16 protein-coding genes are annotated in these 18,705 nt (G+C 39.4%); 11 read left to right on the top strand and 5 right to left on the bottom strand.

The window, feature by feature from the left end:
- Positions 1–516 precede the first annotated feature (516 nt).
- The 3 genes from folE2 to ODQ17_RS12430 are packed head-to-tail and all read left to right on the top strand — an operon-like array spanning position 517 to position 3,379.
- A complete protein-coding gene (folE2, locus tag ODQ17_RS12440) occupies positions 517–1,419 on the top strand; it encodes a GTP cyclohydrolase FolE2 (RefSeq protein ID WP_322903984.1) in 903 nt (300 codons plus the stop codon).
- A 54-nt stretch (positions 1,420–1,473) separates the two neighbouring features.
- On the top strand, positions 1,474–2,034 hold the full coding sequence (locus ODQ17_RS12435; protein ID WP_032007519.1) for a gamma carbonic anhydrase family protein: 561 nt from the start codon (positions 1,474–1,476) through the stop codon (positions 2,032–2,034).
- The gene (locus ODQ17_RS12430) at positions 2,024–3,379 is read left to right on the top strand and encodes a dihydroorotase (protein WP_322903981.1); all 1,356 of its coding nucleotides are present in this window, start codon (positions 2,024–2,026) and stop codon (positions 3,377–3,379) included. Before ODQ17_RS12435 ends, ODQ17_RS12430 begins: the two co-directional genes overlap by 11 nt.
- Positions 3,380–3,448: 69 nt before the next feature.
- On the opposite strand, the gene ODQ17_RS12425 is transcribed toward ODQ17_RS12430, so the two are convergent.
- Complete coding sequence (locus ODQ17_RS12425) at positions 3,449–4,075, bottom strand: hypothetical protein (protein WP_322903979.1); 627 nt, start codon at positions 4,073–4,075, stop codon at positions 3,449–3,451.
- 195 nt (positions 4,076–4,270) lie between these two features.
- Positions 4,271–5,131 carry an EamA family transporter gene (locus tag ODQ17_RS12420; protein ID WP_322903977.1) on the bottom strand — a complete coding sequence of 287 codons (861 nt, stop codon included), beginning with the start codon at positions 5,129–5,131 and terminating at the stop codon, positions 4,271–4,273.
- A 118-nt stretch (positions 5,132–5,249) separates the two neighbouring features.
- Between ODQ17_RS12420 and ODQ17_RS12415 the strand changes: the two genes are divergently transcribed.
- Positions 5,250–5,717: an Lrp/AsnC family transcriptional regulator gene (locus tag ODQ17_RS12415; protein WP_322903975.1), complete on the top strand. Its 468-nt coding sequence runs from the start codon at positions 5,250–5,252 to the stop codon at positions 5,715–5,717.
- A gap of 87 nt (positions 5,718–5,804) precedes the next feature.
- On the opposite strand, the gene eat is transcribed toward ODQ17_RS12415, so the two are convergent.
- Positions 5,805–7,220: an ethanolamine permease gene (eat, locus tag ODQ17_RS12410; RefSeq protein WP_322903973.1), complete on the bottom strand. Its 1,416-nt coding sequence runs from the start codon at positions 7,218–7,220 to the stop codon at positions 5,805–5,807.
- A 180-nt stretch (positions 7,221–7,400) separates the two neighbouring features.
- Here eat and ODQ17_RS12405 point away from each other — a divergent pair, with 180 nt between their 5' ends.
- The 3 genes from ODQ17_RS12405 (at position 7,401) to qhpR (ending at position 11,145) form a co-directional block, all read left to right on the top strand.
- On the top strand, positions 7,401–8,402 hold the full coding sequence (locus ODQ17_RS12405; protein WP_068614093.1) for a phosphotransferase enzyme family protein: 1,002 nt from the start codon (positions 7,401–7,403) through the stop codon (positions 8,400–8,402).
- Between the two features lie 74 nt (positions 8,403–8,476).
- Positions 8,477–9,802, top strand: a complete 1,326-nt coding sequence (locus ODQ17_RS12400; RefSeq protein WP_322903971.1) for a haloacid dehalogenase-like hydrolase — start codon at positions 8,477–8,479, stop codon at positions 9,800–9,802.
- Between the two features lie 308 nt (positions 9,803–10,110).
- Positions 10,111–11,145, top strand: a complete 1,035-nt coding sequence (gene qhpR, locus ODQ17_RS12395; protein WP_002157169.1) for an AraC-like transcriptional regulator QhpR — start codon at positions 10,111–10,113, stop codon at positions 11,143–11,145.
- A 151-nt stretch (positions 11,146–11,296) separates the two neighbouring features.
- Here qhpR and ODQ17_RS12390 read toward each other — a convergent pair whose 3' ends face one another.
- Entirely contained in the window at positions 11,297–12,637 is a 1,341-nt protein-coding gene (locus ODQ17_RS12390; RefSeq protein ID WP_049836282.1) for an aspartate aminotransferase family protein, read from the bottom strand.
- A gap of 357 nt (positions 12,638–12,994) precedes the next feature.
- Positions 12,995–13,945, bottom strand: coding sequence for a helix-turn-helix domain-containing protein (locus ODQ17_RS12385; protein ID WP_322903968.1), 951 nt, complete (start codon positions 13,943–13,945; stop codon positions 12,995–12,997).
- 395 nt (positions 13,946–14,340) lie between these two features.
- Here ODQ17_RS12385 and oxdA point away from each other — a divergent pair, with 395 nt between their 5' ends.
- The 4 genes from oxdA to nthA all read left to right on the top strand — a co-directional run bounded on the left by oxdA (position 14,341) and on the right by nthA (position 18,698).
- Entirely contained in the window at positions 14,341–15,390 is a 1,050-nt protein-coding gene (gene oxdA / locus ODQ17_RS12380) for an aliphatic aldoxime dehydratase (protein WP_322903966.1), read from the top strand.
- Positions 15,391–15,501: 111 nt separating this feature from the next.
- Positions 15,502–16,353, top strand: a complete 852-nt coding sequence (locus tag ODQ17_RS12375) for a transporter (RefSeq protein WP_322903964.1) — start codon at positions 15,502–15,504, stop codon at positions 16,351–16,353.
- Positions 16,354–16,493: 140 nt separating this feature from the next.
- A complete protein-coding gene (locus ODQ17_RS12370; RefSeq protein ID WP_322903962.1) occupies positions 16,494–18,008 on the top strand; it encodes an amidase in 1,515 nt (504 codons plus the stop codon).
- 90 nt (positions 18,009–18,098) lie between these two features.
- Positions 18,099–18,698 (top strand): nitrile hydratase subunit alpha, encoded by a 600-nt coding sequence (nthA, locus tag ODQ17_RS12365; RefSeq protein ID WP_192454871.1) that lies wholly within the window; start codon positions 18,099–18,101, stop codon positions 18,696–18,698.
- Positions 18,699–18,705 lie beyond the last annotated feature (7 nt).

The raw sequence follows: 18,705 nt of genomic DNA, 5'->3' as shown, positions 1-18,705 counted from the left end.
GAGTTTACACATAAGAGTATCCCTCAGACGGAATAACTCTGATGCGATCTTTCATTCAGCCTGTCAAAGCCGGCTGGCAATGTGGCCAGCAGGCAAAGGATAGTGCCCAACCCTATTGCAGTCAAGCACGCAAAATGACATTTGTTTTAAATTAGATCATTAAAAAACTAAGGCTAAATAATTAAAATTTATTGTTAAATTGGGATTGAAAATTAAAGTAAATATTTGAGCTTAGGCTTTAATAAATGACCGTTAGCTTCTTTTTTATTAGAAGTTCTGCCAAAACATAAGATTTATGGTGGCAAAACGAAAGAGGGGTCGCGGACTGGTTTCGACTCCAGCACACCCGAGGGTGTCCCTCTCCCGTCCTACCATTACGGAAAGAGACAAGGAGCTTATATATCTATGTTTACTTATTCAATGTTATTTAACTTCATTAAGGCCTATAGCAAACTTGCCACCTATTAATATTATGTTATAACATAACATTAATATCACAATATAAGCCGCTAATAAATGAACCTTGTTCTCCCAGATATATCTGCCGAGCCAACTTTACCAAATGCTTATAGCCACCGCCTTGATTGGGTCGGCATGGAAAACATTGCATTACCCGTTCGAATTGAAAATACCTCATGCCCAAGCCACATAAATGCTTATGTCAGTCTGGATGATCCTTTAGTAAAAGGCATTCATATGTCGCGTCTATACACACGACTTTTAGAGTTAACATCACTCGAAAATATAAATATGTCTGATTTAAAATTAGTTTTAGAGGACTTCTTAGACAGCCATCAAAATTTATCGCAGCATGCCAAAATTGAAATTCACAGTAAACTTTATATCGAGCGACCAGCCTTAGTCAGCAAGCTTTCAGGGTGGAAAAGCTATCCTTTTGTTTTGTCATGCCAACTTTCTAATGATCAATTTGAGGCGGAATTAAAAGTCGAGATCCCCTATTCTTCAACCTGCCCATGCTCTGCGGCACTTTCAAGAAATATTATTCAACAACGGTTTGAGTCGGCCTTACAAAATCAAGAAATTCGACTTAACCAACAAGACATTATGAACTGGTTAAATACCACAGATGCAATTGCAGCAACGCCACATAGCCAAAGAAGTTTTGCCCGCCTGCAATTTAAATTAGATCAACAACTTCAAAACATTCCTCTCATCGAATTTATAAACCGAGCTGAACTGGCATTAATGACTCCTGTGCAAACTGCCGTGAAGCGTATTGATGAACAGGCATTTGCGGTTGCCAACGGTCAAAATCTAATGTTCTGCGAAGATGCATTAAGACGCCTTTATAGTTCGTTTATACATCACAAAAATATTCATGGTTTCAAATTTAAAGTGACTCATGCAGAAAGCCTGCATGCGCATGATGCTGTGGCCCAAGGGACATGGCAGTGGTAACTCTAGATCACTCATTTAATTCAATTTAAGTCAATATATTTAAACGGTTATCCAATGCTACGTAAAAATCCATCTGGCCATCTCCCTGTTATTGATCAATCAGCCTATGTCGATCAGACCGCTATTATTTGCGGCAAAGTTATTGTTCATGCCAATGTGTTTATTGGCCCTTATGCAGTGATTCGTGCAGATGAAACCGACGAAAATGGAGAGATGGAACCTATCATTATTGGTGCAAATTCCAACATTCAAGATGGTGTTGTGATTCACTCCAAAGCTGGTGCATCAGTTGTGATTGGTGAAAATACATCAATTGCTCATCGTTCAATTATTCATGGGCCTTGTGAAATTGGTCATCATGTTTTTGTCGGTTTCAACAGCGTCATATTTAACTCTAAGGTCGGTCATCATAGTGCTATTCGTCATAACGCAGTCGTTGATGGACGTGATTTACCTAACCATTTTTATGTCCCTGCAATGAGCTACATCAACTCTAAAACCGACTTAAACCAATACCCTCCGGTTGATATCTCTATTAGTGAGTTTTCCGAGAGTGTTGTCTCAACAAATATTGAATTGGTCAAAGGCTATAAGGCATTACACAATGAGTTTTAAACCCTATTCTAAAATCATTATCCGAGATGCCAATTTAGTGAATGAGGGAAAACAGGAATTTGTAGATGTACTTATTCAAGATGGTCGAATCGAAAAAATTGCTCCATCAATTTCTCATGTTGTTAATGCTAAAACCATTCATGCGAACGGGAACTGGCTGATTCCAGGAATGATCGATGATCAAGTTCATTTTAGAGATCCAGGTTCACCACATAAAGGTAGTATTGCTTCGGAATCTATGGCAGCGGTCATTGGCGGAATTACCAGTTATATGGATATGCCAAACACGAATCCCCCAACAATATCTTTAGATGCCTTAATGCAAAAAAGACAAATTGCCGCCCAATATAGCATGGCAAATTATGCCTTTCATTTTGGAGTAAGTTCTGAAAATCTAGATATTATTGAGCAGCTTAACCCCAAGCTCGTCAGCGGTGTAAAAGTTTTTATGGGAGCCTCTACTGGCAATATGTTGGTTGATGACCCACAAATTCTTGAACGATTGTTTGCCAATGTCCCTACCATTCTTTTAACGCATTGCGAATATACCCCTCGCATTAAAGAAAGAGAAAATTTATATTTCGGGAAATATGGTGAATATATTCCAGCACATATGCACCCTAAAATTCGAGATAAACAAGCATGCTTTGAGAGTTCACGTTTAGCGGTGTCTTTAGCGGAAAAATATGGAACCCAACTGCATGTTTTACATATTAGTACAGCCAAAGAATTGTGTTTGTTTAAAGATTTACCTTTAAATCTAAAGCATATTTCTGCTGAAGTATGTATTCACCATCTTAGTTTTGATGAATCAGACTATGCTGCGCTTAGCCATTTAATAAAATGTAATCCAGCAATTAAAACTCAACAAGACAAGGATGCACTCATCACTGCGATTGCTCAGTCCAATCGCTTAGATATTATTGGTACAGATCACGCACCGCATACATGGGACGAAAAACAACAATCCTATTTAAAAGCACCCGCTGGCCTGCCTTTGGTTCAACATGCTGTTCCAGCACTCATGGAACTTGTGGCGGATAAAAAAATAAGTATAGAAACAATGGTTAAGAAAACATCACACCAAGTCGCTGATTTATTTAAACTCAAAAATCGTGGATATATCCGTGAAGGTTATTGGGCAGATTTGGTTCTACTTAAAGAAAATAAAGAGGCTATTGCAGTTAAAGATCAAAAAAACTATATGCGATGTAACTGGACGCCATTTCAAAATAAAACCTTCCGCTATGAAGTCGATACAACTATTGTTTCAGGGCAATTGGCTTGGCATCAAAATCAGTTATTTTTAAGCTGTCGAGGCAAAGCATTAGACATAGATAGATAACCCAGATAGAAACAGCCTGATGTTGTGTATATTGCCGATTTGAACCAAGAAAATAATTTGCTCTTAAACTTATTTTTTCACAGGCAGTAGTAAAACGGGGTCTTCAATGTCATAACCAGTTTCTTCTGGAACCCCCAGATATTTAACGACAACCAACCTCTTATTTTGTTTAGGCACACTATAATTTTGGGAAATTTTTATTGCTTTGGTGTAATGAACCGCAACATGGGTCTTACTTTGTAAAGACGGCGATTTTACAATATATTCAGTTTTATATTGCGCGATCTTGCCTGAAGGATCAAACCAAGATGATACTTGACTCTGATGAGTTTTTAAGGTCTGAATTTTTACAGTCTTACTATTACTTACGACCAAAGGGATTAAACTTTTTTTAATTTTATTGAGAGCCTTATCAAACGCTGTACTATCTTGATCATAATCAATCTTATGTGTTTTTGGATTGATGTAGAGCGATTTAACTTCAATAAGTTTGTCAGGCGATTTGCTATTTAATAGATAATAATATAGTTGTGGTAAACGTCCTCGACCATCTTCGTAGTGTCTTAATACATAAAGTTTCTTCTCTTTTTGCTGATAACCCAATACTTCAATTTTTTGTCCACCGCCCACTGTCGCATAACTATGCGCGGATAACGTAAGAATCGTGCTAAAAGTTAGAAATCTTAAAAATTTCATCAATTCATATCCTTGTGATCTGGCAACTATATTGTATAAATATCAATCAGATTAAAATGATACTTGAGTAAGTAATACTTACTGTTTTTATATTCTTTTTGTATAGAGGCAGCCTTTTTATGGGGGCTTATTATTTATCCCCCCTTCAAAACGACTCATCCAGCTTTAGATATATGCCATCATAGACAAATGGGCTTATGCAGTATTACGTTTATAGGAGAAATAAGAACACCCTGCACACGATGCCATAATAATTGCTATTCCAATGATCTGAAAATGATTTAATCGTTCATCTAAAATCAGCCATCCAGCCAAAGCACTCACCGCTGGTGATGCGCTCACTAATATTCCAAAAACTCGCGGATGCAGTTTTTTCATAGCAACCATATCTAATATAAATGGAATGGCACTTGCTAGCATCGCCATGAGTAAACATGTCAAAAGAATCGTATAACTATCAAAAATATGAATAATGTGAGAAGCCCCTAAAGGTGTGGCAAACAAAGCCGCTAGAAACATTCCTGTTGCAACTGAGCTACCACCACCTTGCGCAACTTTAGAGCCATAAATAATATACAGTCCCCAACCCACGGCAGCCACAAGCGCATACGCCATACCAATAAAGCTAAAGTTATTATTTGAATTGCCCATAGGTAAAAAAAGCAAACCAATAAGAGATAATGCTCCCCAAAAATAATCTAATTTATTTTTAGACATTAAAATAGCGACCGTAAGCGGTCCTAACACTTCGATGGAAATAGCGATCCCAACAGACATATAAGAAAATGCTTTATAAATTAAAGTATTCATTAAAGTCAGGATTGCCCCATAAATAATGAGATTTTTCCAATTGGTCTGTCTGTTCCAGTCTCTCCAAGGTTTATAAACAATCCATAAGAAACATGCTGCTAAAGCAAGTCGAGTTAAGGTCACTCCTTCTGCACTCAGAATTGGAAAAAGGGCTTTTCCTATTGATGCTCCTATTTGCACAGAAACTAAAGATAGAAATGCGGCTGCAAATGCCATGCCTTGCTTGGAGTTTGTCTCAATCATCATATTTACCACTCTGGGAATGATTGAAATTTTAATTCTATGTAATCGATATATTTCTTCTATTTCTCTCAATAAAACGATTAAATAACTCTATATTTAAAGCTTAATGAGAGATTTACTCATGTCAGAAATTTCTTTAGATAATTTTGATTATGCAATCTTAAGAATACTGCAAAAAGACAATAAAACTTCGCATCGAGAAATTTCTGAAAAAATTGGTCTATCCTCCGCTTCCGTTCAAAGACGTATATCTCGTATGGAAGAGAAGGAAATTATTTTAAGAAATTGCGCTATTTTAAATCCGCTAAAATTTGGAGAAAAAATTACGTCTATTATTGAAGTCCGACTTAGCGAAGACCGCTCTGTAGTGATGGATAGAGCGAAGCAATACTTTGCTTCTGTTGATGAAATTCAACAGTGCTACTTTGTGAATGGAGGAGTCTCTTTTATCATTATCATGCTGAGCAACAACTTATCTCATTTTGAAAGTTTAGTTAGAAAACATTTTGCGGATAATGAAGATGTAAAAACATATCGAACCTTAATTGTTTTAGATCGTGTAAAAGTAAACTTTGAGTTAAATATTTAACTTTTCTATTTTGACTTCTAAACGTTTTAGTCGTTTTATAAAACTTAAAAAGAGGCCGAAGCCTCTTTATTTTTACTGCAATGAAAATCAGTCATCAATCATGGCAAACTCTTGTTCAGGCGTGCCTTTCACCAAATGATGACGGCTGTATAACAAGTAATAGAGTATAAATCCGACATAAATCAGCGCAGCCAATAACCAAACTTTTGGATTTACCATTAAACCTGCAACTACAGCAACAGCAGCGAGAACCAAGGCGATACAAGACGTCCATATTCCACCAGGCGTTTTATAAGGGCGTGGTAATTCAGGGCGAGACAAACGTAATTTAATGTGTGAGAGCATCATCAACACATAAGAGATTGTTGCACCGAATACAGCCATTAAAATGAGTAAGTCACCCTCACCTGTTAAAGAGAGTAAAAAGCCGATAATGCCCGGAATGATAATGGCCCAATATGGCGCTTTATTTTCATTGGTAAGCGATAAGTTTTTTGGTAAATATCCAGCACGTGACAATGCAAAGATCTGACGTGAATATGCATAAATAATTGAGAAGAAACTTGCGACAAGTCCAGCAAGACCGACAAAGTTGACAAAGCTTGCCAACCATGTGTGCTGACCATACACCGCAATGAGTGCATCAACTAAAGGTGCCCCTGAGTTTTTTAAAGCATTTGAACCTGCTGCACCTGCTCCTAAAAATAAAATTAAAAGTGCAAACGATGCCAATATCAACATTGAACCAATCAAGCCGCGTGGCAATGAACGTACTGGATCTTTTGCTTCTTCGGCTGCAAGTGGCACCCCTTCAACCGCAAGAAAAAACCAGATGGCATACGGTACTGCGGCCCATATTCCCATATAGCCAAATGGTAAAAAGTGACTCGCACCTGCATGAGAACTGACTGGAATATCAAACAAACGTGCGCTGTCAAAATGTGGAAGCATCGCAACGATAAATACGACCAGTGCAATACAAGCAACGGCGGTAATTCCAAACATGATTTTAAGCGCTTCACCCGCACCTTTCAGATGAATGCCCATGAAAACTAAATAGCAAATTAAATAAACTGCCCAGCCGCCAACTCCAAAGAGTGATTGGCAATATGAACCGATAAATACGGCAATCGCGGCGGGTGCAATTGCATATTCAATTAAAATCGCAGTTCCTGTGAGGTATCCTCCAAAAGGACCAAATGCAACACGAGCAAAACTATAACCACCGCCAGCAGTGGGCAACATCGTCGACATCTCAGACATCACAAAGCTCATGCAAAGATACATAAACGCGACGATGACTGTTGCAATAAAGAGTCCTCCCCAGCCGCCTTGTGCCAACCCAAAATTCCAACCCGCAAAGTCACCCGAAATGACGTAAGAGACACCCAGCCCCACTAAAAGTAACCAACCTACTGCCCCCTTTTTTAACTGACGTTTTGCAAAATACTCTGCGTCCTGTTGTAAAGCACCAACATCTACGCTTAATTCAGATTCTTTCATTGTCGTATGCCTTATCGACTAAATTTACACCACCAATAGTTGCGCAAAAGATATTCATAAAACTTGACAGCAAAACATCTCCCCGACCACTTGAAGTCAAGTTGATTCATTTTTTCTTTTATAAGATCGACGGCATCTCAACACGAAACGTGTTTAAAAATTAAATTGAGGAGATGGGTTATGTCTGTAGAACAAAATGAATTTTTAAGCCAAGTTCAATTACAAATACTGGCAGAACAAGCAATTAAGCAATATCCATCAGACTATCAAGGACAGGTCAAACTACTGTGTCAGTCTGAAAATGCAACCTATCAAGTTTCGACTGGGTCTGCCCGATATGCACTTCGAATTCATCGCCCCAATTATCACAGCAAACTCGATATACAAAGTGAGCTTGAATGGTTAGATGCTTTAAATGCCAGCGGTATTCAAGTTCCTGTTGCGATTGCAGATCAATCGGGTGAACGCGTCATTACCTTGAAACTATCGAATGATATTTATCGTTATGCAGTTCTTTTCAACTGGGTTGAGGGCGACATGCCGACTGTTGAAGTTGACCCCACTGCATTTGAACAATTAGGACAAATTACCGCAAAGTTGCACGTACATAGTAAGACATGGCAAGCGCCTGAAAACTTTCAACGTATTGTGTGGAACCATGAAACCATGGTCGGTGCAGATGGTCACTGGGGAAACTGGAAAAATGCACCTCATTTAAGACCACAAGATCACGGCGTAATTGAAGAAGCCATTGCACAAATTGCGAAAGATTTAAATTTCTTTGGCAAAACCCAAGAACGTTATGGCCTGATTCATGCCGATTTGCGTTTAACCAATTTATTACTACAACAAGAACGTATCGGCGTGATCGATTTTGATGACTGCGGCATGAGCTGGTTTATGCATGATCTCGCTGCTGCGATTAGCTTCAATGAACATTATGCAAATGCGCCTCATTGGGTTGATTACTGGTTAAAAGGCTACGAGCGCGTAGGTCATATTCAGTCTGAAGAATATGAAATGATCCCAACTTTTATCATGCAACGCCGCATTCAAATGATGGCTTGGAATGGTTCTCACGCACAAACAGAAATGGCTCAAAGCCTCGGCGATCAATGGTCCAATGAAACTGTGCGTCTCTGTAAAAAATATTTAAACGGACAAATGCCTGTCGGAATTTGAAAAGTGATTTAGATCGCTTTTCCTCATTTTCAATTTTTAGTTTTTAAATTTTATAGAATTTAAAGGAAGGGTTTATGCAAGCTACCCATCAACTGAGCAAAGTTGCCAAAGCACTATTACTCACCAGTAGTCTGGCAAGTATGATTGTTCTAAGCGCATGTAACTATAACCCTATACAAAGCACATCTCCCGCTGTCGCTATTCCCAAAAAGGAATATATCCAAAAAGGTCAATGGGACGCTTTTAACTTTGACCAACTTAATCAATTAATTGCTAGCTATGGAAAAGATAGCTCAAACTACAATCCTGACAAGCGTCCGTATATTGTCACTGACTTTGACAATACTTCGGTATTTTTAGACATCGAAGAAGCAACTTTAATTTATCAGCTTGAACACTTAGCGTTTAATGTCACGCCAGAGCAGCTTAATCAGATTATTCGTAAAGGGATTAGCTCGCAAAATTTTGAAGCGGCCTACAATAACCAGCAAGGCCAAGCCGTCAATATTGATAAAATCGCCCCAGATATTATTGCGAGCTACTCATGGCTTTATCACCACTATAACGGTCTAAAAGGTAAGCAAAGTCTAGATCAAATTAAACAAGACCCGCATTATCTCGATTTCATTACTAAAATGAGATATCTATATGCAGCGATTGGAGACACGTTTGATCATGAAGTTGCATATCCGTGGGTCACTTATTTATTTACCGGACTTACCGAACAAGAAGTCCGTAATTTGGTGAAAGCAACGGTGGCTTGGCAAATGCAGCAACCGATTGGACCAGTAACATGGACCTCTCCCGCAGCACTTTCGGGCCAAGCAGGCGTTGTGAAAACCACTTGGGAAAATGGTTTAAGACCATACCGTGAAATGCAAAATCTATTTAAGGCCTTTCAGGACAATGGCATTGATGTCTATGTCTGCTCGGCATCTTTTATTGATGTGATTAAGGAGATTATTTCTAATCCAGAGATTGGCTATAACATTAATGAAAAAAATGCCTACGCGATGGAGTTGGAACGAGATGCACAAAATCGAATTTTACCCGAGTTTCGTCATGGCTATGCGCAAACTCAAGGTAAAGGCAAAACCGCAACCATCCAGCGTTTTTTAGTCTCTAAATATGGTTACGGGCCAATTTTTATCGCAGGTGACAGTGAAGGCGATCAAAATATGATGCAAGATTTTGCGGCGACTCAGAAGGTTCTGATTATCAATCGATTGCGCAGTCCAAGTTCAGATATTGGAAAATTTTCTCAGCAGGCTGTGCAGAGCTATGGTCAAGCCAATACTAAGTTCTTACTACAGGGCCGCGATGCCAATACAGGTCAATTTAGACCCTCAATGGCCAGTTTAAGTTATGGCGCGCAAACGGCAAAAACTACAAAAAATTAATATTTCACTTATTTTCTCATGCCTACAATACATGTTGTATGCATGAGAAGCCGCTTAATTTCTTGTTTGAGTTCTGCCCTTTTTGCCTATATCTAATGCATTTTCTGCCTTCTTTTAGTTCGCTACCCAACCTTAAATACAACTCTTGATCTCTTCTTAAAGAGTCAAATCTGAAACTTAAAACAGCAACACATAAGTCATTATTTTATAAAAGTTTTTAACAAAACAAAATCATGGACGTAAGCAAAAACTGGTATGGCTTTTGCTTAATATAAGAATAGTTAGGAATAAATATCATGAGACTTGACATGTTACATCTCAACCCAGCTCATCTTGTCGACTCAAATATGTGTAATCAAGGTGTATTGTCTGCAGCTGCCTCTGGATTAAGCGAGTTTATTCGTCAAAAAGGTGCAGATGTTGATCGCGTTTTAGGTATTAGTGGTATTAATCCTGAACTTTTAATTAGCCCAACGTTGAGCTTACAACTGCCCAATTATTGCAAGGTGCTAGAACAGGCAGCACTGGTTTCTGGTTGTGATAATTTTGGCCTGCATTATGGTCAACAGTTTCAACCGAAATCCTTAGGCCTGATTGGGTACATTGGTCTTTGTTCAAATACATTAGAGTCTGCACTCATGAACATGACCAATAACTTTTATTTGCATCAGAAAGATACGCTTAATCGAATGGTCGATTTAGGAGATAGCTGGCGCATAGATTATCAGGTTCAACACGGCGCGATTTTAACTCGCCGCCAAGATGCAGAACTGACCATGGGCATGTTTATGAATGTGATTCGTGAAGTGATGGGTCCTCATTATTCACCACGCGCGATTCACTTTGAGCATACTCGCCCTGAATTTTGGCAAGAACACAGCAAATTATTTAACGCACCTGTTTATTTTGATCAACCTTTTAACTCCATCATCATTTCAAAAAAAGACGTCCAGCATACTATGCCGGGGCGTGATTCTATTTTATTAACAGTAATTTTAGATACGCTGCTGTTACTCAATCGCTCTTCTCAAAGTCAAAGTCTTGCAGATCAAGTACGTTCTCACATCCAACTTGAACTGAGTGAAGGTGAACCAAACCTTGAAAAAATCGCTCATGATATTGGTTTAACGAGCTGCACCCTTACCCGCCGTTTAAAAAATGAAGGACTGACCTTTACCCATTTAGTCGATCAGGTTCGTTGTGAATTGGCTGAGCATTATATTAAACAAAAAAATATTCCAATTTCAGAAATGGCATTCTTATTAGGTTACTCAGAAGTAAGTGCTCTATCACGTGCATTTAAACGCTGGTTTGGTGTTACACCACGTCAATTAAGACACTAAAGCATTGCAAATACAGGCCTTGAATAAAGGCCTTTTTATTATTTAAGTAATTCGAAATAACTTTTACAGCCACAAAATAATTGAACAACAAAATACCCTTCAAATTAGATTTAACATCCAACTTGAAGGGTATTTTTATATTTAAAGTGACTTACTTTAATTTTGTTAATGCTTGATCTAAAGCGCCAACTAACCAATCGATATCTTTTATTTGGAAAGCCAAAGGTGGGCGCAGTTTTAATACATTGCCATAAGGACCTGCAACTGAGGTTAAAACTCGATGAGTGTTTCTGAGTTCTTCAATAAGGTTCAAAGCCAATGCTTTATTCGGCTCTTTTGTAGCTCTATCTTTAACCAGTTCAAACCCGATAAACAGACCTGCGCCACGTACGTCACCCACCATCTCATGTTTATCCATAAGTTTAGTGAGTTCTTTTAGAAGTAGCCCTCCCACATATTTACTATGGGTTTGCAATTCTTCTTCCTGAATGACTTTAAGTACAGCCTGTGCCGCTGCCATAGAAACAGGATTACCGCCAAAGGTATTAAAATAGGGAATTTTATCGCTAAAAGCAGCGAGGACTTCACTCTTGGCTAAAAGCCCTGACACTGGCACCCCGTTACCCATTGGCTTACCTGTGGTAATGATATCAGGCACAACATTGTGACGACCAAAGCCCCAGAAAGAATCACCAGTGCGCGCGAAACCCGGTTGTACTTCATCCGCAATAAAGATACCGCCATTGGCATGCACGACATCAACCGCTTTTTGTAAGAACCCAACAGGATTAGGCATCACACCGTCAGAAGAGAATATTGAGTCCGCTAAAAAACCTGCAAACTTGATGCCTTTTGCATTCATATCGTCAATTTGTTGTTGAATCTGCTGAGCAAACCATTCACCCAAATCATCAGTTTGAATTCGATAATAATCAGGTGCTGGAACTAAACGGGTTGTAGCATCTAAAGGCTGCTCAGTTCCAAGCGCTGGAGAGCATCCTGAGGTTAAGCTACTGGTTCCATGATACGACTCTTGAGACACAATGATTCCTGTACCGCCGCTATATTCACGTGCAATACGAATCGCTAAATCATTCGCTTCCGAACCCGTACACATATACATGGCACGGTCAATTTCATCAGGAGTGGTTTGTAAGAGTTCTTCGGTGTAATCCAAAATATTTTCATGTAAATAACGGGTATGCGTATTGAGCATTTTCATTTGCTCATTTACCGCTTCAATCACCGCAGGATGACAATGACCAATGCTGGCAACATTGTTGTAAACATCTAGATATTGATGACCTGCTGCATCCCATAAATATTGCCCCTGTCCTTTCACCAGATGCACGGGATTACGATAAAACAAGCGATAGGATTCACCTAAAATTTTATTTCTTTTATCGGTCAGTTTGCGGGTAGCATGGTCCAGCTCAGCAGCATGTTCTGGACGAAAGCTATTGGTATCCATAATGGTTGAACGCGTACCCATGAATGACTCCTCTATTTATATTCAGCATACTTTTGTGCGAGACGATAACTGACGTAGGCAACTCATACGCTGATTCGAAATATTTCAGTATTTGATTGAAGTTACGCAAACCATATTGCTTAAGTCTCTTTAAAAAAACTTGACCTCAGACCACTTAAGCCACGATTTGAAGTCAACTTATTAGTCTAATATCGCAACGCTCAACTATTCTTTTCTTTAAGACTATTTTTAAATCTTTTTTTATTTAAAGCTGCCTTAGTTTTTTTTAAGACATATTCAAGCGTGGCTAACAACCAGACTTTTGGGCTAACCATTAGACATCCATTTACAGCAGCAAGAATCAAGAGATACGGGGAACTAACACTTTTTAAAATATTCTCTAGGCGTTACACCAAAAGCTTTTTTGAATGCATGGCTAAAATGTGAAAAATCAGTAAACCCATAATCTAATGCCACTTCTGAAATGCTAGCCACCCGACCACTTTTTAGTGCATCACGACTTGCTATTAAACGTTCACACCAAATGACTGACATTACTGTCTTTTGATGTCTCGCAAATGCCCTACTCAATGTACGTGTTGATACACAATGTGCCTGTGCAATCTTTTCTAGGTTAAGTTCAGGATTTTGTAAATTTCGCAAAATAAAACTCATCGCTTTACTATATAAATCCCGTTCAATATTTACTTTAGCAATATCCTGTACTTCTAAGCTTAATACCAATAACTCTAAAGCTGATTTAGCAAAGCGTTCAGCAAAATCCATGTTAGTAAAATCAAATTTATCGTCTACTGATTGGCGTAGCATTTCACGCAAAGGAATAATTCCCGGTCGCGTTTCATCTAAAACTTGAGCAGTTAAATGTTCAATGTTAGGTACACGATTGATTAATAAATGACGAGGAATTCGGATTAAGTGATTTTTGTTGCCTGCTAAATTGAACTGAAAGGTTTGTGCCGCATCGTATAGCATGAGGCTATTATTTTGGTATTGGGTAGCCCTGCCACCTTGGGCTATTTGTCCACAGCCATCTTCCATAAAGCCAAGCCATAAGTCGTCATTTGGCCCAAACCGTAGATGCTTTTCGGTGCGTTCCCAAAAGTGCATAGTGGATGAAACGGTGCATATATCTATCAAACCAAGCTGACGTACACTTAATTCACCATTAAAAATTTTTTCATTTTCAGGCTTACTTTGAGCTGGAATACAGTGCCGAAGGACAACATCATTCCAATATTCGAAACGTTCGGATGCACTTATATCTTGAGTTGAATAATGAATCGGATTTAATGACTGATAATGATTCATGGCAATTTAATCCCTTATACGACTACGCAAGATGTCAAAAAATATGGCCTTGCTTTCATCAAGCAACTTTCATACCACTACTCTTCTGTTATCTCTGTGCATAGTTGAAGCCTTTTCCATAAGACTCATCTGTTCTATTTATCTACTTATACTTTTACATGCTGATCGAGCAATCCTGCATCATCAACAGCTCACTATAAATTAAACGATATATTTTTTTTGATCAAATTAAAACCTGTCTTTTTAAAACAAGAGATTGTCCATTCTGACCAAGTTTCATTTTATGCCTTGCGTAATATCAATATAACAACGGCGCTCCAGAACATAGATAACCGTTAAAGCAATACAAATTTTGCGATAGAAACCGCTGCAACAAGAGATGTAGGAGAAAGAAAATGGAATCAGCAATCGACAAACATCTAAAATGCCCTCGCACACTTAGCCGACGAATTCATGATGAATATGAACCACCATTTGCTATGTGGGTAGCACGTGCTGATGAAGATCTCGAACAAGTTGTGATGGCTTATTTGGGGATACAGTTTAAACCTGATCAAAAAGCTGCTGCTATAAAAGCGATGCAGCATATTGTGAAAAGTTTTGGTTTGGAAAATGGGCCATTAAACCATGATATAACCCATCATACTGATAATCAGAACTATGAAAATTATATTGTGGTTGGTTACTGGCGTGATCCAGCTGCTTACTGTCAATGGGCACGTTTAGCAGAGGTTAATGACTGGTGGAGTTCAGATGATCGACTAAATGATGGTATCGGTTATTTTCGTGAAATTGTTTCACCGCGGGCTGAACAATTTGAAACTTTATATGCATTTAAAGAAGATTTGCCGGGTGTGGGCGCGCTCATGGATCGTATCAGCGATGATATTCAAGAACATGGATATTGGGGATCAGCACGAGAACGCTTTCCGATTTCACAGACAGATCGCATGTTAGCCAATGGCGAATTAACTATACTTTCAGGTGACCCTCAAAAAGGTGGACGTGTGGTCATACAAGGCCATGACAATATTACGTTAATTCGTTCTGGTCAGGACTGGGTCAATGCAGATGAGCAAGAAAGAGCATTATATTTTAATGAAATGCTGCCTTCATTGCAGGATGGCATGGATTTCCTTCGTGATGAAGGCCAATCTGTAGGATGCTATAGCAACCGTTTTGTTCGAAATGTTGATCATGACGGTAACTTACTTGATATCGCTTACGATATAGGCTACTGGCGCTCATTAGATAAACTAGAACGTTGGGCAGAATCACATCCCACACATCTCAGAATTTTTACTACTTTCTTCAAAGTTGTTACAGGCTTACAAAACTTGCGTCTTTATCATGAAGTTTCAGTCAGTGATGCCAAACATCAAATATTTGAATACATCAATTGCCATTCCCAAACAGGCATGATGCGCGACGCACAAACCACCTAAATACCCCCAAATTATTTTATTTCACCAGAACACAAGCACAGTCTAACTGTGCTCATGGCTGGCTATTGCCTAAAGGAAATGAAAATGAATTCAAAATATTATAAATATTACATGATGTTAATAGCTCTACTGGCTGCATATGCTGAAACACACGGGGCTGAAGTTATGCCGGGTGATTATGAACAAGCTCCCGGTGGTCTAACTCTCGGTGCAATCTATTATCAACATGCCACGACCGATGCACTCTATAGCAATGCTTCAACCGCCGCAAAAGATATGAAAGTCGAATCAAACATAGGAATCGCAAGGATGATCCATGTATTCGAACTCAGTGATCGCGTCACAATTGAGCCACAGTTCTTATTACCCTTTGGTCGCGTTGAAGGCAAAGACAATGCCAGCGGACTGGGTAGCACCTCTGGTATAGGAGATCTTATTTTAACTGCACCTGTCCGCTACCGTCTAAATGATGCCAAAGATGTTCTTGCAGGAACGCTTTATATTAATGCTCCGACCGGAGATTACGACAATGATAAAGCATTAAATTTGGGGAGTAATCGCTGGAAATTTGATTTACAGGGTGCATATGTTAAACATTTCACACCAAACTGGGCATTAGATCTGGTGGGTGATGTGGTGTTTTACACCAATAACGATAATTACGGGACAAATTCTGACACCCTTAAACAAGATACTTCATTTGAAACACAAGTCATGGGACGTTACATGCCAAATGCCACAACTTCAGTGGGATTAGGTATCGGTCATAACTGGGGTGGCGAAACCAAAATTAATAATGTTTCACAGGGTAACTCCACCGAAACTACCAACATTCGCTTTGCTATTAGCAAGTTTATGACGCCTAAAGACCAATTCGTCGTGCAGTTGGGACGTGATCTTTCAGTTGAAAATGGCCTCAAAGAAGATTTTCGTCTGAACTTGCGTTATTTACGCATTTTTTAAAAGTTAGCCGATATCAGGATAACTACTCATGTTGTCCTTTTCGAACAAATGTCTGGCGCTTTAAATCAAGTTTTCAAGAAAAGAACAGACTAATTTAAAGAATATCTTCAGTCAGAATAACAAGTGACGGGTAAAAAATTATGGCGATTCAAAGACCAACTATCGACGATTTAAAACAGATTGCAAGCAATCTGCACATGCAGTTGACTGACTTAGAAGCCGAAGAATATCTAAGCATTATGCAGGCTAATTTTGATGCTTATGATTTGATTGATGAACTGGCAGATGAAATTCCGGAAGTTCATTACTCACGTACAGAACCTTATCGACCTGACGTAACCGAAAATCAACTAAATGCATGGTATTACAAAACTGAAGTCAAAGGTGCTCCAACTGGAAAACTCTCAGGGAAAACCGTTGCTCTCAAAGATAATGTATCACTTGCTCAAGTTCCAATGATGAATGGCTCATCGACCTTGGAAGGTTTCGTTCCAGATTATGATGCCACTGTCGTTACTCGTATGCTTGATGAAGGCGCTACGATTTTAGGTAAGGCGACCTGTGAACATTTTTGTCTTTCAGGTGGCAGCCATACCTCAGACCCTGCCCCAGTACACAACCCCTATCGTCACGGTTATTGTGCAGGTGGTTCATCATCTGGCAGTGCTGCACTTGTTTCAAACGGCGATGTTGATTTAGCAATTGCCTGTGATCAAGGCGGTTCGATCCGTATTCCCGCTGCTTTTTGTGGTGTTTATGGGATGAAACCAACCCACGGATTGGTTCCATATAGCGGGATTATGCCTATTGAAAATACTATTGATCATGCAGGTCCAATAAGTCGTTCGGTTCAAGATAATGCGCTACTGCTTGAAGTCATCGCAGGTAAAGATGGGCTAGACCCACGTCAGTATGGTGTTCATGTTGAAAACTATACAAGTTATTTAAATCGCGGTGTGAAGGGTTTAAAAATCGGTGTTGTTAAGGAAGGCTTTGCTCTACCCAACATGGATCAACGAGTGGCAGAAAAAGTCCGCCAAGCCGCAGCTGAGTTTGAAAAACTCGGTGCCATTGTTGAAGAAATCTCTTTGCCTGAACATCAATTGGCAGGTGCATTATGGACACCGATAGGCTGCGAAGGTCTGACTGCACAAATGATGCACGGGAATGGCATGGGCTTCAATTGGTCAGGCTTATACGATGTCAAACTACTCGATAAACACAAAGACTGGCGTCAAAAAGCCGATCAGCTTTCTCCAACCTTAAAAGTCTGCATGTTTGTGGGCGAATATGGCATTCGGAACTATTCAGGTCGTTACTACGCTAAAGCACAAAATATTGTAAGACGTGCCCGCGCAGGTTATGACCAAAAATTAGCTGAATACGATCTTCTATTAATGCCAACTTTGCCAATTGTTGCTCAACCTCTACCTGACTCAGACAGTTCATTAACGGAATACATTACCCGTGCCTTTGAAATGATTGGAAATACAGCCCCACAAGATATTACAGGTCATCCAGCAATGAGTGTGCCATGTGGGCTAGTAGATGATTTACCCGTTGGCATGATGCTGATCGGACGTCACTTTGACGAAGGCACGATCTATCAAGCAGCAGCCGCTTTTGAAGCAGCCGTTGACTGGAAAACTTTTTAAGTTAAACAAAACCCAAAACGTTCAATCAATCAAACCATTTCTTCATGAATATGGTTCGTTGAAACTCATCTCTACCAAGGAGTCTTACACGTGAGTACATCTGTTTCTAAAACATCAAACTCCACCCCAGGCGAGAGAGCATGGGCATTACACACAGTCCTTAGCAATAAAGGATTAATACCTGAAGGATTTATCGAAGGTTTAACCGACCTGCTTGCCAATAAGTTTGATCCAGCTAACGGCGCTCGTGTTGTTGCTAAAGCTTGGACTGACCCAGCCTATCGTGAGCTGTTGTTAAGTGATGGTACGGCAGCTTGTGAAATGTTTGGTTATACCGGCCCACAGGGTGAATATATTGTTGCCCTTGAAGATACGCCAACAATCAAAAATGTGATTGTTTGCAGCCTTTGTTCTTGCACGAACTGGCCCGTTTTAGGCTTGCCGCCAGAATGGTACAAGAGCTTTGAATTCCGAGCACGATTAGTACGTGAAGGTCGCACGGTACTAAAAGAACTGGGCACGGAACTCCCTGAAGATATCAAAATTAAAGTATGGGATACCTCTGCCGAAACACGCTATCTAGTATTACCAATGCGCCCAGAAGGAACTGAACATATGACTGAAGAAGAGCTTCAACAGCTCATCACCAAGGACGTACTTATTGGTGTTGCATTGCCAAAATTACCTTAGTTTTTGA

Source organism: Acinetobacter sp. IRS14 (assembly GCF_034650275.1).
Lineage (GTDB): Bacteria > Pseudomonadota > Gammaproteobacteria > Pseudomonadales > Moraxellaceae > Acinetobacter > Acinetobacter oleivorans.
This window is presented reverse-complemented; position numbering and strand designations above follow the sequence as displayed.

What these genes read in the sequence shown, in the direction of transcription:
- folE2 (WP_322903984.1), top strand. Translation starts at nt 517, where the DNA reads ATGAACCTTGTTCTCCCAGATATATCTGCCGAGCCAACTTTACCAAAT.
- ODQ17_RS12435 (WP_032007519.1), top strand. Translation starts at nt 1,474, where the DNA reads ATGCTACGTAAAAATCCATCTGGCCATCTCCCTGTTATTGATCAATCA.
- ODQ17_RS12430 (WP_322903981.1), top strand. Translation starts at nt 2,024, where the DNA reads ATGAGTTTTAAACCCTATTCTAAAATCATTATCCGAGATGCCAATTTA.
- ODQ17_RS12425 (WP_322903979.1), bottom strand. Translation starts at nt 4,075, where the DNA reads ATGAAATTTTTAAGATTTCTAACTTTTAGCACGATTCTTACGTTATCC.
- ODQ17_RS12420 (WP_322903977.1), bottom strand. Translation starts at nt 5,131, where the DNA reads ATGATGATTGAGACAAACTCCAAGCAAGGCATGGCATTTGCAGCCGCA.
- ODQ17_RS12415 (WP_322903975.1), top strand. Translation starts at nt 5,250, where the DNA reads ATGTCAGAAATTTCTTTAGATAATTTTGATTATGCAATCTTAAGAATA.
- eat (WP_322903973.1), bottom strand. Translation starts at nt 7,220, where the DNA reads ATGAAAGAATCTGAATTAAGCGTAGATGTTGGTGCTTTACAACAGGAC.
- ODQ17_RS12405 (WP_068614093.1), top strand. Translation starts at nt 7,401, where the DNA reads ATGTCTGTAGAACAAAATGAATTTTTAAGCCAAGTTCAATTACAAATA.
- ODQ17_RS12400 (WP_322903971.1), top strand. Translation starts at nt 8,477, where the DNA reads ATGCAAGCTACCCATCAACTGAGCAAAGTTGCCAAAGCACTATTACTC.
- qhpR (WP_002157169.1), top strand. Translation starts at nt 10,111, where the DNA reads ATGTTACATCTCAACCCAGCTCATCTTGTCGACTCAAATATGTGTAAT.
- ODQ17_RS12390 (WP_049836282.1), bottom strand. Translation starts at nt 12,637, where the DNA reads ATGGGTACGCGTTCAACCATTATGGATACCAATAGCTTTCGTCCAGAA.
- ODQ17_RS12385 (WP_322903968.1), bottom strand. Translation starts at nt 13,945, where the DNA reads ATGAATCATTATCAGTCATTAAATCCGATTCATTATTCAACTCAAGAT.
- oxdA (WP_322903966.1), top strand. Translation starts at nt 14,341, where the DNA reads ATGGAATCAGCAATCGACAAACATCTAAAATGCCCTCGCACACTTAGC.
- ODQ17_RS12375 (WP_322903964.1), top strand. Translation starts at nt 15,502, where the DNA reads ATGATGTTAATAGCTCTACTGGCTGCATATGCTGAAACACACGGGGCT.
- ODQ17_RS12370 (WP_322903962.1), top strand. Translation starts at nt 16,494, where the DNA reads ATGGCGATTCAAAGACCAACTATCGACGATTTAAAACAGATTGCAAGC.